The organism is Thermocatellispora tengchongensis, assembly GCF_014202315.1.
GTDB classification, from domain to species: domain Bacteria; phylum Actinomycetota; class Actinomycetes; order Streptosporangiales; family Streptosporangiaceae; genus Thermocatellispora; species Thermocatellispora tengchongensis.
The window spans coordinates 108075-121030 of the sequence record NZ_JACHGN010000006.1 but is presented as its reverse complement, the minus strand read 5'-3'; the positions used below and the strand labels follow the sequence as shown (position 1 = coordinate 121030).

The 12956-nt window shown below is 76.0% G+C and carries 10 protein-coding genes; 4 read left to right on the top strand and 6 right to left on the bottom strand.

What is annotated here, in order from left to right; translation table 11 throughout:
* Positions 1-47: 47 nt before the first annotated feature.
* Positions 48-1298, bottom strand: a complete 1251-nt coding sequence (locus HNP84_RS15380; RefSeq protein ID WP_185050390.1) for an FAD-dependent oxidoreductase — start codon at positions 1296-1298, stop codon at positions 48-50.
* A 93-nt stretch (positions 1299-1391) separates the two neighbouring features.
* Here HNP84_RS15380 and HNP84_RS15375 point away from each other — a divergent pair, with 93 nt between their 5' ends.
* On the top strand, positions 1392-2027 hold the full coding sequence (locus HNP84_RS15375; RefSeq protein WP_185050389.1) for a TetR/AcrR family transcriptional regulator: 636 nt from the start codon (positions 1392-1394) through the stop codon (positions 2025-2027).
* Positions 2028-2505: 478 nt separating this feature from the next.
* Here the strand turns inward: HNP84_RS15375 and HNP84_RS15370 are convergent, their stop codons facing one another.
* On the bottom strand, positions 2506-3003 hold the full coding sequence (locus tag HNP84_RS15370) for a nucleotidyltransferase domain-containing protein (RefSeq protein WP_221336310.1): 498 nt from the start codon (positions 3001-3003) through the stop codon (positions 2506-2508).
* 153 nt (positions 3004-3156) lie between these two features.
* Between HNP84_RS15370 and HNP84_RS15365 the strand changes: the two genes are divergently transcribed.
* A complete protein-coding gene (locus HNP84_RS15365; RefSeq protein ID WP_185050388.1) occupies positions 3157-4062 on the top strand; it encodes a class I SAM-dependent methyltransferase in 906 nt (301 codons plus the stop codon).
* A 72-nt stretch (positions 4063-4134) separates the two neighbouring features.
* Entirely contained in the window at positions 4135-4785 is a 651-nt protein-coding gene (locus HNP84_RS15360; protein WP_185050387.1) for a hypothetical protein, read from the top strand.
* A gap of 96 nt (positions 4786-4881) precedes the next feature.
* On the opposite strand, the gene HNP84_RS15355 is transcribed toward HNP84_RS15360, so the two are convergent.
* A complete protein-coding gene (locus HNP84_RS15355; RefSeq protein WP_185050386.1) occupies positions 4882-5358 on the bottom strand; it encodes a PepSY domain-containing protein in 477 nt (158 codons plus the stop codon).
* Positions 5359-6106: 748 nt separating this feature from the next.
* On the opposite strand from HNP84_RS15355, the gene HNP84_RS15350 reads away from it, so the two are divergent.
* On the top strand, positions 6107-8548 hold the full coding sequence (locus HNP84_RS15350; protein WP_185050385.1) for a tetratricopeptide repeat protein: 2442 nt from the start codon (positions 6107-6109) through the stop codon (positions 8546-8548).
* Between the two features lie 103 nt (positions 8549-8651).
* Here the strand turns inward: HNP84_RS15350 and HNP84_RS15345 are convergent, their stop codons facing one another.
* From HNP84_RS15345 to HNP84_RS15335, 3 genes are all read right to left on the bottom strand, one after another.
* A complete protein-coding gene (locus HNP84_RS15345; RefSeq protein WP_185050384.1) occupies positions 8652-9884 on the bottom strand; it encodes a tetratricopeptide repeat protein in 1233 nt (410 codons plus the stop codon).
* Entirely contained in the window at positions 9863-11242 is a 1380-nt protein-coding gene (locus tag HNP84_RS52960) for an AAA family ATPase (protein WP_312925043.1), read from the bottom strand. Before HNP84_RS52960 ends, HNP84_RS15345 begins: the two co-directional genes overlap by 22 nt.
* A 99-nt stretch (positions 11243-11341) precedes the next feature.
* A complete protein-coding gene (locus tag HNP84_RS15335; protein WP_185050383.1) occupies positions 11342-12922 on the bottom strand; it encodes a hypothetical protein in 1581 nt (526 codons plus the stop codon).
* Between the last annotated feature and the right edge of the window lie 34 nt (positions 12923-12956).

Below are 12956 nucleotides of genomic sequence, written 5' to 3'. Positions count from 1 at the left end.
CTCTGACCTGGGAAAACAGTCTCCGGAAGGGGTGAAAAAATCGTGAATCACGCATGGCTCAGCGGCGCCAGCGGGCCGGTCAGGCGCTCCGGCCTGACCCCGAACCCGACCACCCTGCCCATGAGGTACGGGAACCCCCGCCAGTGCCGCAGGGTCCGCAGCGGCTGCGGGATGCGCAGCGGAGCGGCCGGGCGGTCGTCGCCGGCGATGGACGCGGCCACGAAGCGCTCCTGCGCGCTCCGTTGCGCCGCCTGGGTGATGACCGTGGGCCACCATCGCCGCCGCTGCACCCGCGCCAGGTCCCCGGTGCCCACCCGGCCGCGCCGCAGGCCGGGCAGCAGGATGCGCGCCGCCGCGACGGCGTCCTGGATGGCCAGGTTGATGCCCACGCCCGCGATCGGCGACATCGCGTGCGCCGCGTCGCCGATCAGCAGCGCCCCCGGCACCCACCACCGCGAGAGCCGGTCGATGCGGATCTGCAGGGCCGCGATGTCGTCCGCGCCGATGGCCTCCATCCGCTCCCGCGTGTACGGCGCGAGCCTCGCGATCGTGCGCCGGGTCCAGGCGCCGTCGCCGGCCCGCGCGGCGTCGGCCGTGCCCTTGCCGATCAACAGGGCCGCCTGCCAGTAGTCACCCCGGTTGATCATGATGAGCGCCCCCGAGGAGGAGAACCGCAGGAACGTGCCCTCGGGGTCGCCGGGGAGGCGCGGGATCCGCACGTACAGGCAGTCGTGCGGCGCGGCCGAGGCCCGCGGGCGCAGGCCGGCCAGTTCTCTCACGGTGGAGTGCCGCCCGTCGGTCCCCACGACGAGCGGCGTGTGGAGCTCGTGCGTCCGCCCGGTGTCCCGGTCGGTGTAGCGCACCCCGCCGACCGCTCCGCCGCGCCGGATCAGCCCGGTCACCTCCGCGTTCTGGGCGAGGTGGAAGTGCGGGGATTCGCGTCCCGCCTCCGCGAGCAGGTTGAGGAAGTCCCACTGCGGCACCAGGGCGATGTGCTGGTGGCGGCCCGGCAGCCGGCCGAAGTCCTCGATGAGGGCGCCGTCGTCGAACCACATGGTCAGCCGCCGCTCGCGCTGCTGCGGCAGCACCGCGAACCGGGCGCCGAGCCCGAGCTCGTCGAGCAGGCCGAGTGTGGAGGCGTGCACGGTGTCGCCCCGGAAGTCGCGCAGGAAGTCCGGGTGCTTCTCCAGCACCGCCACATCCACTCCCGACCGGGCCAGCAGCAGGCCGAGCACCATCCCCGCGGGCCCTCCGCCCGCGACGACGCACGCCATCGAGGTGTTCGCGATCGATCCCATCCACCCCTCCAGAAAAGTGGGGAGTTTTTCCCCGGTTAGTCGGCACGCTAGCATAACCGGGGAATCTGTCCACGGTTATGTCTGGAGTGGTCCATGAAGGAGCTGCGCGCCGATGCCCGCCGCAACCGCGAGCAGATCCTGCGAGCCGCACACCTGGCGTTCCTCGAACACGGTCCCGACGCCCCGCTCGACCAGATCGCCGAGCGCGCCGGCGTCGGCAACGCGACCCTCTACCGGCACTTCCCCACGCGTACCGACCTGATCCAGTCCGTGGTCCTGGACGACATGGCACAGGTGGCCGCGCTCGCCACCGAGACCCTGGCGGGCGCCCCGTCCGCCGGCGACGCGCTCACCGCCTTCGCCACCGGGGTCGTCGAGCGCCGCATCGTCGCGATGCTGCCGATCCTCGGCGGCCACGTCGAGCCGAGCCCGGAGTTCCACGCCGTCCGCACCCGGGTGCTGACCGCCCTGGACGCCCTCGTCGCCGCCGCCCGCGCCGAGGGCGCACTGCGCCCCGACGTGAGCGCCACCGACCTCGTCCTGTTCCTGACCGTGCTGACCCGCCCCCTGCCCACCATGTCCGGCGAGCTAGGCGACGCGGTACGCGCCCGCATGCTGGCCACACTCCTGGACGGCCTGCGCCCCGCCGCCACCACCGGCCCGCTCCCGGGCCTCCCGCTGACCGCCGACCGCATCACCGCCGACCTGAGTAGAAGACCAGACGCGTAACGCCCGGCCAAGGCCGGGATCGATGCGCCCACCGCCGTTCCCGGTCATCGTGCGGCGACGACGGGAGGCGACGTGCGGCCCGCCGCGTCATGGATCGGCGGCGAACTGCCCGCCTGCCGCCTCAGGAACGCGCCAGGCGTGCCCCGCGGAAGGTCCTGTCGCGCTCCCCCTGACAGTGCGCCCCGGCCCCCGGACGGCGCGGAAGGCGCGAAAGCTCAGCCGGGGGCCTGCCGCAGCAGGTGGAGGTCGTCCCCCCAGGCGTCCAGCACCGGACCGTGACCTGCGGCGCGGGCGGGCGGTTCCAGGCCGGCGAAGAGCCGGTGGGCGGTTCGCAGGGCGGCGTCGGTCAGGGCGGCCTCCAGGAGCGGCAGCAGCCGGTCGTGGTGCCACGCGGGCGGGCCGAGCGGATGGTTCCGCAGCTCCCAGGCGAGGTACTTGTTGTAGGGGCGGACCCGGCACTCCAGGGCGAAGACGCAGGTCAGCAGAGGGGGATGCTCTCGGCGGCGTCCAGGCGGGCCTCGGTGGCGCGTCCGTCGCGGTGGTTCTTCAGCCAGCGGTAGGCGGAGTTGACGAACTCGCCCAGCGCGGCGCCCGCCACCTGGCCGGCCTCCTCCGCCGAGAGGGTGCCCTTGCGGGAGACGAGTTCGGCGATGAGACCGTCGGGCCGGTCCTTCACCACCCGGGCGCGGGTGAAGGAGTACCTGTTCCACTCCTGGCCCGATCCCGGCATCGCGTGCGCGCGGAACTCCTCCAGGGGCATGACCACGACGTCCAGCCGCGAGTCACGGCGTTCCTCGCGGGCCGCCGCGCCGCCGGCGGCGTCGGCGGTGATCAGGTAGACGTCGTAGTCGGAGCGGGGCGTGGGCATGCCGGGCCGGGCCTGCGACCCGCTCAGGACGGCCCCGACGACGGCCGGGTCGGGCCTGATGCGCGCGAGCAGGGCGTCGAACTCCTCCCGCGCCGAGACACCGGTCATCCGGGTACTCCACCATGCTCCCCGGGGCGGCGGCAACCCGCCCGGCGGGCCGGCCGAGGGCGGCGGGCGGCGCCTGCTCGCGCGGTCGCCCCGGGCGCGATGGGCGGGTAAATCGTTGGCGTCGCGCCGGACCGGGTCGCTAGCCTCTTGCCGGTGATCTACGAACATCCGCTGGCCTACCTGCTCGGTCTCGAAGGCATCGCCCTGATGCGCGCGTTCACCGGGGAGTTCGGCCGCGACTTCGCCGAGGCGCGCATCGCGGAGATCCGCGCGCTCCTCGACGACGAGGCCCTGGCGGGTGCGGGGGTGGAGGTCGCCCGCGTGGACACGGTCGAGGGCTACCGGATCTGGTCGGGCACCTACGACGGCCCCAACTCCGCGTTCGACATCGACGAGCCCGTCGTGGACGCCATCGTCGGCGGGCTGCCGGCGGGAGCCGCGCTGGACGCCGCGTGCGGCACCGGCCGCTTCGCGGCGTTCCTGGCCGAGCGCGGCCATCAGGTCCTCGGCGTGGACGGCTCCCCCGAGATGCTCGCCCTGGCGCGCGAGCGGGTGCCGCAGGCCGAATTCCGGCTCGGCGACCTGCACCGCCTGCCCGTCCCCGACGAGTCCGTGGACCTGGTCGTCTGCGCCCTGGCGCTGACGCACGTCCCCGAACTCGGCCCGGTGCTGGCCGAGTTCGCCAGGGTGCTGCGCCCCGGAGGCAGCCTGGTGATCTCGGACGTCCACCCGGAGCGCGTCACCCGGGGCAACGCTCCGCCCGTGCGCCTGCCGGACGGCCGGCCCGGACGCCTGGTCACCCACCGCCACCTGACCGGCGACTACGTACGCGCCGCCCTCGCAGCGGGACTGGACGTACGCCGCTGTGAAGAGCCGCGCCTCCCGGCGGCGAACCGCCCCACCGCCGCCACGCCGTCCCCGCAGGACGCGCCCACGGCGCTCGGCCCCTGGGAGCTGTGGCCGTGGTGCCTGAGCGAACTGGCCCCCGAGGCCGCGCAGGCGGCCAACGCCGGCGTACCGGCGATGCTCATCTGGCACTTCCGCCGCCCCGGCCCTTAGTGGGGCGCGGGTGGCACCCCCCGGCATCGTGCCGTCCTTGACGGTCCCAGCGGGTCAAGGTCTGCTTGGCGAATGAGCGAAACGACCGCCGAACGTCCGAGCGCCTACCGGACGATGGCCTACTCCCACGCGGCGTTGGCCCGCCTGAACCTCTCGGCGCAGGCCGCCGGCATCGCCGACGCCGCTCGGGACATGGTCCCCACGACCGCCGACCGGCACGGGGCCGAGGGGGAGCTCGTGCGCGACGCCGCGAGCCTGGTCGAGGCCGCCGGGCTGCTGCTGGAGCAGGCCGTCGTGTGCGAGCGGATCAAGGGGACCGGCTGGGACCGGATCGCGGACGCGCTCGGACATGCGGGCGGCCAGGCCGCGCGTGAGCGGTTCGAGCGCGCCGAGCGGGACTTCCGCCTGCGCGCCCTGGACGCCTGGCTCCGCCCCGAACGCGCGGGCGAGGTGCTGGCCACCCCCGACGACCTCGCCCGGGTCGTCGCCCGGCTCACCGCGTGGACGCTGGAGCGGCTCGGAGACGCGTACGGGGACGAGCCCGTCTCGGGCGGGCTCGCCCCCATGGGTCTCGCCGAGCGCGCCGAACTGGCGGCCACGGCGCACGACCTGGTGAGCCGCGTGAGCGATCCGGCCCAGCGGGCCGATCTGGAGACGGCCCTGCAGCGCCGCCTGGCGGAACTGCGGGAGGAAGGCGGGACTGTGCGGCAAGGGCCGGACTGAGATGCCGGGACGCCCTTGCGGGTGAGCGTCCGCGACCGGCGGAGCCCACCCGGCCGGTAGCGCCCTTCGAGGGGCACGGCCGATCGGAAGGCTCGGTCAGTCGTCGTCCGCCGTGTCGTCGGCGTCCGTGGTCTCGTTGTCGTCCGCGGTGTCGTTGTCGTCCGCGTTGTCGTCTGCGTCCGGGGTGTCGTCGGCGTCGTCCTGTGTGCCGGACCCACCCGTCATGATCTCGCCGCCGGTGGCGTTGACGGTCACGTCGTGCCTGGCCCCGGACGCCTCGGCGATCTCGATCTCCCACACCGGCGTGTCGCGGTCGTCGTCATCGTCCAGTTCCGTGGAGACGATCCAGCCGCCGGGGACCTTGGCGAGCGCGGTGCGCTGCGCCTCCTCGGCCGACACGGCCGGCTCGCGTACGGTCTCGCGGCTGTCGGTCGAGGGGCCGCCGGTCGAGGGGGCGGGGGTCGCCGTAGTGCCCGGGGTGGCGGCCGGGTTCTGGTCGGCGAACGCCACACCGCCACCGGCCGCCAGGGCGGCGAGGGCGAGGCCGGAAAGGACGATCGCAGGCTTGCGCATGAGAATCTCCATCTCGTCGTGAGATCCGCAGACCGTTCCGCTGCGGACATCTGCGAGACTCGCAGCCGCCGGGCTAACGCGGTGCTGCGGGATCGCTAAGGCGGGGTTAGGGCTGCCGTCACCGACCCCGGGCAGCGGACCACGAACACACTCCGCCACGCCGCCCGCACCCACTTCCCCAAGCCCTCACCGGACACCCCCGGCATCGGGCAACCGCCACACCGGAGTGGCCCCAGCGCCCAGCCACCAACGTGCGGCACCACCCCGCACGCCCTGGCCCGCGCCCGCTCGTCCCCTCCGGCGCGGGCACGCGGCCCCTCCCACCCGGCACGAGCCCGCACACGCTCGTACGCGCCACGCGCACGCGCTCGCTCCTGATAACCACACCGTGGTCGGCGACCTGTTCGCGAGGCCGTCGCCCCGGCCATGGTGCGGGCGGGTATCAGCCCGCCCGCGTGGTGCCGGACGCGTTCCTGGACGCGGGCGCGCCGCCCACCCTGCACGACCGCTACGACCTCGCGGCCGACCGGCGACCGAGTGCGTGCTGCCGGATGGCCGGATGCCGGATGGCCGGATGGCGAGAGGCGGGACGGGTGGCCGGATGGGCGGATGCCGGATGGCCGAGGCCACATGCCGGAGGCCGGGAGGCGCGCCGGCCTGCGACCCACGCCCCCGACGAGCAGACGCCGACGCGCTGCGCCAAATCCGGCCCTTCTACGGCCGGGAGGATGTCAATATCCTCGGGGCCATGCTCGACATCCCGGCCTCGGTCATGCGTCTGCGGGCCATGGGGGCCGCCGCCGGAGCGCTCGCCGAGCGGGGCGAGTTGGACCGGGCCGCCGGGGTGATGGATCGGGCGCTGGAGGCGGCCCGCGCCGTGGCCGGGCCGCGGGAGCGGATCAGGTGCCTGATCGCGGTGGCCGCGGGGATGGCGGCGGTCTGCCCGCTGGAGCAGGCGCTGCGGGTGGCGTACGCCATCGAAAGGGTGGACGACCGCATCGGGGCGCTCGGGGCGGTGGCCGCGGCGCTGGCAGGGGCAGGGCGGACGGCGCGGGCGGCCGAGGTGCTCGCCCAGATCTCCGACGCGGAGCCCGATCCGGCGGCGCGGCGGGCGCTGACCGGGGCCCTGGTCGCGGCGGGCGAGCTGGACCGCGCCGCGGCGGTGGCGGGCGGTGACCCCGAGCCGAGCTGGGCCTGGGACGCCCTGGTGCCGGCGCTCGTACGGGCGGGCCGGCTGGAACACGCCCGCGCGGCGGCCCTGCTGCTGGTCACCAACCCGCTACGGCGCGACCTGGTGCTGCTGGAGGTGGCCGAGGCGCTCGCCGAGGACGGGCAGGCGGAGCGGGCCCTGGAGGTCGCCGGGCACATCGACGCGCCCTCGACCCGCACCCAGGCGCTGCTGACGGCCGCCGCGGCCTTCGGCGACCCCGCCCGCCGGGCCGCCGTGCTCCGGCGGGCGACGGCGGCGGCGCAGGCCATCCCCAACTACGGCGCCCGCACCACCAAGCTCCAGTCCCTGGCCGTCGCCTGGGCGGAGCACGGCGCGCTCGACCGCGCCCTGGCCGTCGCCGAGTCCATCGAGCGGGACCCGGGGCGCAGCGAGGCGCGGGTGAGCCTGGCCCGGCTGCTCATCCGGCAGGGCCGGCCCGAGCAGGCGGCGGCGGTGCTCGGCGACGCTCCGGTCCTGACCGCCGCGGACCCGAACCCCGACCTGCTGGCGAGCGTGGCGAGCACCATGGCGGAGGCCGGGCGGCTCGACCGGGCGGTGGCCATCGCGCGCGGGATCGCCGGCCGCTCCCGGCGCGAGGAGGCCCTGAGGCGGGTGGCCACGGCGATGGCCGGTGCCGGGCACCACGAGCGGGCGGGCGAGGTGCTGGACGAGATCGCCGCCGGCCTGCCGGCCACCGGCGGCGAGGACGACATCCACCACGTCTACGGCTGGGCGGGACTGGCCGACGCCATGGTCCGCGCGGGCCTCGCCGACCGGGCGGGCGAACCGCTGCGGCACGCGGAGAGCCTGATCCACACGCTCTACGACGAGGAGGAGCGCGCCGAGGCGTGGCGGCTGCTGCAGGGCGCGCTGGTCCGGGCGGGTCGGTTCGAGCGCGCCGCCGTCGTCGCCCGGGAGCGGGGAACGCAGGCCCGGCTGGTACGCGCCCTGTGCGACGCCGGCCGGCCTGACCTTGCGCTCGACGTCGCCGAATCCGTGCCCGACCCGGACCTGCACGGCTGGGCGCGGCGCCGGGTGGCCACCGAGTGGGCGCGGGCCGGCAGGCTCGACGAGGCCGAGGCCCTGGCCCGCGCCGTGGAGCCGGCGCCGTCGCGGTGCGAGGCCCTGGTGGCGGTGGCCGGGGCGCGGGCACGGGCAGGGCACCTCGACCGGGCGGTCGAGCTGCTGCGCCTGGCGGAGACCGCCGCCGCGTCCGTGCCCGATCCTCGCGAGCGCGCCGGGCGGCAGCGTGAAGTGGTGGAGACCCTGATGACGGCCGGCCGGCTGGACCGGGCCGCCGAACTGCTCCGCCAGGCCGAGAACGAGGCGAACGCGGAGACCGGGACCAACGCGGAGACCGAGGTGAACGCGGATACGGGGGACGACGCCTCTGCCGGCCTCCTGGCCGAGGTTCTGGTCGCGGCGGGCCGGCTCGACCGGGCCCTCACGGTGGCCTTGGAGATCGGCGACCCCCTGGAGCAGTGCCATGCCCTGGCCGCGGTGGCCGAGGCGTACGCGGCCCGGCCGCGGCCGCGCCGCGACCCGCTCCTGTACCCGGAGGCGGTGTCCTCCTCGGTGCGCGACCCGGAGGTGCGGACCCGGATCTGGGCGCGGGCGGCGCGGGCGAGGGCCGTGACCGGCGACGCCGTACGTGCCGGACGGCTGCTGGACCAGGTGTTCGCCGGGGGCGACCCGGCGCCCGGCCCGGCGGCGGTGGCCGCGGCGGAGGCCCTGGCCGCGGCGGGCAGGCACGATCGGGCTCTGGAACTCGCCGCCACCTACGCCGATCCGCGGACGGGCGCCGCGATCACGGCCGTGGTCGCGTCCGCGCTGGCCCACGCCGGCGACCTGGACCGCGCCGGTGAGACGGCCCGGTCGATCGCCGACCCGGAGGCGCGGGAGTGGGCGCTGGCGGCGGTGTCGTACGCCCTCGCCCGCGCCGGCGAGCCGGAGCGGGCGCTGAGCATGCTCTTCCCGTGACCCGTGACCCGTGACCCGTGCGCCGGCCGCCGAGTGTGGCGACGTGGCCGATTTCTGCAAGACCGCCTCCGCGGCCCGTGCCCGGCCTTGTGGGGAGGCGTGATCATCGCGGCGCCCGGCGCCTGCCGATCTTCCTGATCGCGCGGGGCGCCGCGCGGACGCCGGACGCCACCCAGATCGTGGCCAGGGCCGCGTACGCGACCAGCAGCGCGATGGCCTCCTGGGACAGGATCAGGGAGGCGGCGACGGCCAGGGCGAGCAGGGCCGTCCAGGCGTAGAGCACGGCGCGGGCGCGGAGAGAGCCGGTGTGGGCGGCCTCCTCCACCGGGGTGACCAGGGCCATCACGGCCACGCCGGCGATGCCGGCGGCATCGGCGCCGAGCGCGATGCCCAGGGCGAGCAGCGCCGCGCCGGCGGCGAGCAGGCAGCAGCAGGCCAGGGCCACACGGGCCTCGGCTCCCTCGAACAGCAGCCGCGTCGCCTTGGCCCGCGCCAGGCGCAGGGTGGTCCACGCCTCGGCCACCCAGGCCGCCCAGTGCAGCAGCGCGATCAGCACGAACACCAGGATCACCGGCGGGAGCGCGGGCAGCAGGAACACCATCCACCAGCGGCCGCGGAACCGGCGGCGCAGCCGCGTCAGCGGGCGGTAGAGCGGGTTGCGCCGCTTGAGCGCGGTGACGAGGAGGTCTCTGGCCTGGTGGAAGCCGGGGTCCAGGCGGAGGACCTCGCGGAACGCCTCGGCGGCGCGCCGCGGATCGCCGAAGGCCAGCTCCGCGCGGCCGGACACCAGGTGCGCCGTGGGGCTCTCGGGGTCGATCCGCAGGGCCTGCGCGGCGGCGGCCCGCGCCCCCTCGGCGTCGCCGAGCATGGTGAGGGCCAGCGCCAGCAGGCTCACCAGGCCGGCGTGCTGCGGGTCGATCGCCAGGCCGTGCCTGGCGGCCTCGGCCACCTGCGGCCACCGCCCCCGCAGCACGTGGACGCGGGCCAGCAGCTCCCAGACCGGCACGTGCTCGGGGGCCAGGCTCAGGGCGGCCTCGGCCGCGGCCAGGGCCTCCGCGGCGTGGCGGGCGCGGTAGTGCACCTGCCCGGCGACGTAGTGCGGGAGCCAGTTCTCCGGCGCCAGCCGCACCGCCTCACGGGCCTCCCGCACCGCCTCGGCCGTGGCGCCCCGCCCGCTCAGGGCCAGGGCCAGCAGGGCGTGCGCGGCGGCGTGCTGCGGGTCGCGGGCCAGCACCCCGCGCAGCTCCCGCTCGGCCTCGGCGGGGCGGCGCAGGCCGAGGAGCGTGCGCGCCCGCTCGATCGACTCGGCGGCCGTCACCACTTGCGCTGGATCCACGGCAGCAGCTCGTCCCAGGCGCCGGACTCGTTGGCGTGCATCACGTAGTTGCGCGCCGTGGCCATCCACTCCCGCACCGCCGTGGGGCGTACGGTCTTGGCGGCGGCCAGCAGGTCGGGCGTGGACAGCGGCACCGGCCGCCCGGCCCGGATCGACTCCTGGAGCTTGGCCTCCACCGCCCGGTCCACCACGCCCTTCAGATCCGCGCCGACGAACTGCTCGGTGACGCGGGCCACGGCGTCGAAGTCCATCTCGGCCAGCGGCTTGTCGCGGCACAGGATGCGCAGGATGGCGGCGCGCGCCGCGGCGTCGGGCGGCGGCACGAACACCGGCGAGTCGAGACGGCCGGGACGGCGGAACGCGACGTCCACGTACCAGGGGGCGTTCGTCGCGGCCAGCACCAGGACGCCCTCGTTGGCGTTCTGGTCCACGCCGTCCAGCTCGGCGAGGAACTGGTTCACCAGGCGGCGGGAGTGCCCGTGGCGCATGTCGGAGCGGCGCGCGGCGAGGGCGTCCACCTCGTCGAAGAACAGCACGCACGGCCGGTGGCGGCGGGCCAGGTCGAACGTGGCGCGCAGGTTGCGCTCGCTGGAGCCGATGTACATGTCCAGGATGTCGGCCAGCCCGACGTTGACGAACGACGCGCCCAGCTCCCCGGCGGCGGCCCTGGCCAGGTGGGTCTTGCCCGCGCCCGGAGGGCCGTACAGCAGGACTCCCCCGCCGGCCCGCTTGCCGAACGCGGCGAACAGCTCCGGCTGCCGCACCGGCAGCAGCAGCTTCATCCGCAGCGCCTCCTTGACCGCCTCCATGCCGGCCACGTCGGCGAAGGTGAGGCCGGAGCGCTCGACCTCCGCGCTGGTGTGGCCCCCGCCCGGCGGATCGGGCACCAGGTACGCCGGCGGCGGCACGGTCTCGGCGGCGGGCGGGGGCGCCAGGCGGGCGGCGAGCTCCGCGTCGGCCAGGGACGGATCGCGGGCGACCGCCTCGTGGTAGCGGTGGGCCGCGCCTTCGGCGTCGCCCTCCCCGAGCAGGGCCCGGGCGGCCAGCACGCCGAGCCGGGGCGGGTAGCCGGGCGTGGCCAGCAGCGGCTCCAGCACGGCGAGCGCCGCGCCGTGGGCGCTCTGCCGGACGAACGCCTCCGCGAGCCCGGCCGTGATGTCCGGGTCGCCGGGCGCGAGCGCGAGCGCGGCCCGGAACTCGGCCTCCGCCTCCGCGAGATACCCCTTCGCCAGGAACTGCCGGGCGAGATGCCGCCGCAGGGGCAGGTTGTCCGGGGAGAGACGTGCCGCCTCGCGCAGTGCCTGAAGCTCGGCGTCCTCGACCACGTGTCCGTTCCCTCCTGTCACGTCCGCGACCACGGGCAAGCGCCGCAAGGCTATCGATTTCCGGCGTGGTCCGCGCCTGTCACGACGGCGGCCTCACCGTGGCGACCGGCGCCGGCGACGGGCCGTGCGCGGTCACCAGGCGAGCTGCCAACCCTCGGCGGGGCCGCGCCAGATGACGCGCTTGGGCAGGCGGAGGTCGGCGCGGGTGCCGGCGGCGGGGGTGGGCGGGAGGGAGGTGAGGTCCACGCGGACGATCTCGGTCGTGGTGCTCAGGGAATCGGCGTCGATGGTCGCCTGGGCGATGAGGAGGTGGCGGCCGGAGGGGTCCAGCGCCACCGACCTGATCTTCGCCGGGCCGCTGGTGTGCACCGTGCCGGCGGCGGTCGCGCCCTCGAACAGGATGAGGCGGTCGCCGTTCGCGGAGGCGTCCTCGCCGATGCCCGTCAGGATCAGGCGCCCGTCCGGGAGCACGGCCATGCCGTTGCCCGCGCCGCTTCCGCCCGGCGGCAGGGGGTGGCGGCCCTCCCGTCCGGTCCGCACGTCCCGCGTGACCATCCAGGACGCGCCGGGGTCCGCGCCCCGTGAGTCGCGCGGGAAGACGAGCGTGTCGGGGCCGATCCAGTACAGGTAGTACGGCATGTACGCCGCCCACTCCCGGCCGGGGTCCAGCACCCCGGCGAAGGAGCTCGTGCGGCCGTCCCGGCCCTCGACCATGCGGGAGTAGGCGACCCGGCCGGTCGCGGAGACCGCGATGTTCTGCACGACGCCGGCGAGGTCGCCGGAGAGGCGCTCGCCGAGCCGGGCCCGGCCGGTGTCGTCCACGGTCATCCGGTAGATCCGCGAGCGCAGGCCCCGCACCGACCACGGCTGGTCCGGGACGCGGGAGCGGGTGGACAGCGCGATCACGTAGTGGCCGGGCTCGCGGTCGCGCACGACGGCGCCGAAGACGACGAACTTCCCGTCCGTCGGCGGCACGCTCTCGACGATGGCGCCCGTTTCGAGGTCCACGATCAGCGGGAGGGCGTCGCCGAGGACGGCGTACCGCGGGGTGCCGTCGCCGGCCAGGGCGGGGACGGTGAAGCGCTCGGGCAGCGCGGCCACCGCCGCGACCGCGACGCCGGCCGCGACCGCGGCGGCCAGGGCCGTGGTCACCGTCCGCCGGGTCAGGGCCCGGGTCGCGACGGCGCCGGCCAGGATCACCGCGACGTTGGCCGAGACGATCCAGGTCAGGGCGGTGTCGAGATGGTCGCTCAGCGTCTCGGTGGGCCGCCCGAGCAGGGCCAGGCACGTTTCGTCCAGCGGCGGCGGGACGAGCACGTCCTCCGCCGGCAGCAGCGCGTCGGCCGCCGTGATCAGGACGAAGGCCCACCGTGCCGCGCGCAGGTGGAGGTGCGGGCGGCCCGCGGCGTACCGGTGCAGGGCGATGGCGAGCAGGATCAGCACCGGCGCCGTGGCGTCGTACAGGAGCCCGCCGGCGTACTCGGCGGCGTCCTCGGCGGTGTGGCGCCAGGAGGGCAGCGGCTCCTCGCGCGGCGCCCAGCACTCCACCACCCCGAACCGCGGCCGGTCGCCGGAGAGCACCTCGGCCACACCCTGGACGATCGGCCACACGGCCAGCACGACGGCGGACCACCACCACAACAGCGCGTACGGCCGGCGACGGGCCGAAGAGGGGTCGAGCAGCACGGGCCCGCTTCCGGATCGGGGGGACATCGATGGCCACACACCCTATCGATCATCGGGCGGC

Bases quoted from the DNA above. Each gene is read 5' to 3' on its own strand.
- HNP84_RS15380 (WP_185050390.1), bottom strand. From the start codon at position 1,298: ATGGGATCGATCGCGAACACCTCGATGGCGTGCGTCGTCGCGGGCGGA.
- HNP84_RS15375 (WP_185050389.1), top strand. From the start codon at position 1,392: ATGAAGGAGCTGCGCGCCGATGCCCGCCGCAACCGCGAGCAGATCCTG.
- HNP84_RS15370 (WP_221336310.1), bottom strand. From the start codon at position 3,003: ATGACCGGTGTCTCGGCGCGGGAGGAGTTCGACGCCCTGCTCGCGCGC.
- HNP84_RS15360 (WP_185050387.1), top strand. From the start codon at position 4,135: ATGAGCGAAACGACCGCCGAACGTCCGAGCGCCTACCGGACGATGGCC.
- HNP84_RS15355 (WP_185050386.1), bottom strand. From the start codon at position 5,358: ATGCGCAAGCCTGCGATCGTCCTTTCCGGCCTCGCCCTCGCCGCCCTG.
- HNP84_RS15350 (WP_185050385.1), top strand. From the start codon at position 6,107: ATGCTCGACATCCCGGCCTCGGTCATGCGTCTGCGGGCCATGGGGGCC.
- HNP84_RS15335 (WP_185050383.1), bottom strand. From the start codon at position 12,922: ATGTCCCCCCGATCCGGAAGCGGGCCCGTGCTGCTCGACCCCTCTTCG.